Here is a 1,293-nt window from a genome sequence, read left to right as displayed (position 1 = left end):
CGGCCGGGGTCACCCGCGTGGTGTACGCGGTGCCGGATCCCGTCCCCGGCCACGCGGGCGGCGCCGAGCGGCTGCGCGCCGCCGGGGTAGAGGTCGTCGGCGGCATCCTGCGCGAGGAGGCGGAGCGGGCCAACGAACTGTGGCTGACCGCGACCCGCCTCGGCCGGCCGTGCGTGACCTGGAAGTTCGGCGGGAGCCTCGACGGCCGCTCGGCGGCGCCCGACGGCACCTCGCGCTGGATCACCGGCCACGAGGCCCGCGCCGACGCGCACACGCTGCGGGCCACGCACGACGCGGTACTGGTCGGCTCGGGGACGCTGCGGGCGGACGACCCGCACCTCGGCCTGCGGCACGGCGTGGAGGGCGAGCCGCCGCTGCGCGTGGTGCTGGACCGCACCGGCGGCATCCGCCCGGACGCGCGCGTCCTGGACGACGCGGCGCCCACCCTCGTGGTCGTCGGCGAGTCGGCGGCCCCGCCCGTACTCCCCCACGGCCACGCGGTGCTGACCCTCCCCGAGCCCGGCGGGCGGCTGGACCTCACGGCGCTGGTGAAGGCGCTGTACGAGCGCGGCCTGTGCTCCGTGCTGCTGGAGGGCGGCGCCCGGCTGGCCGCGGAGTTCGCGGCGCAGGGCCTGCTCGACCGCGTCGTGGCCTACGTCGCCCCGGTGCTGATCGGCGGTGAGGGGCGCGCGGTGCTCGACGGGTTCGGTGCGGGCACCCTGAGCGAGGCGCTGCGCCTGCGGCTGGACGAGGTGGCCCGGCTCGGCGACGACGTCCGGATGGTGCTGCGCGCCCGCCCCCTCCCCGGCGGCCCGGAGCCGGAGGAGGTGTCGTGACCCCGCGGGTCGCGGTCGTCTACCACAGCAGGCGCGGCACCATGCGGTCGCTGGCCGAGGCCGCGGCCGCCGGGGCCCAGGCGTACGGCGCCCGGGTGCGGCTGCTGCGCGTCGCGGACGACGAGGCCGGCCCCGCGTGGCCGGACGAGGAGGCCCGGCCGGAGGACGTGCTGTGGGCCGACGGCCTGGTGCTGGCCTCTCCCACGTACTTCGGCAACGTCTCCGCGCCGTTCAAGCGGTTCCTGGACGGCACGACGAAGCTGTGGTGGGACGGGCTGCTGAGCGACCGGGTGGTGACGGGGATGACGGCCTCGACCTGCCTGCACGGCGGCCGCGAGGCCACCTTGCTGACGATGTATCAGTCGGCTCACCACTGGGGGGCCTGGACCGTCGGGGCCGGCCCGGCCGTCCCCGGTGATCCGGCGGACCCGGCCGGTCCCGCCCGGTACGGCGCGGG

Annotated in this window: 2 protein-coding genes; both read left to right on the top strand. The window is 78.0% G+C overall.

Translation table 11 applies throughout. The annotated features are described in order from the left end of the window. Positions 1 to 836 (top strand): bifunctional diaminohydroxyphosphoribosylaminopyrimidine deaminase/5-amino-6-(5-phosphoribosylamino)uracil reductase RibD (gene ribD, locus V7793_RS37685; protein WP_336014254.1); only part of this gene is annotated, 836 nt, incomplete at its 5' end. Further along, a partial coding sequence (locus V7793_RS37680) for a flavodoxin family protein (RefSeq protein WP_336014253.1) occupies positions 833 to 1,293 on the top strand: 461 nt, incomplete at its 3' end. The genes ribD and V7793_RS37680, both read left to right, overlap by 4 nt.

The organism is Streptomyces sp. KLMMK, assembly GCF_036961605.1.
Lineage (GTDB): Bacteria > Actinomycetota > Actinomycetes > Streptomycetales > Streptomycetaceae > Streptomyces > Streptomyces telluris.
The sequence above is the reverse complement of the archived record's forward strand: the minus strand, read 5'-3'. Positions and strand labels throughout refer to the sequence as shown.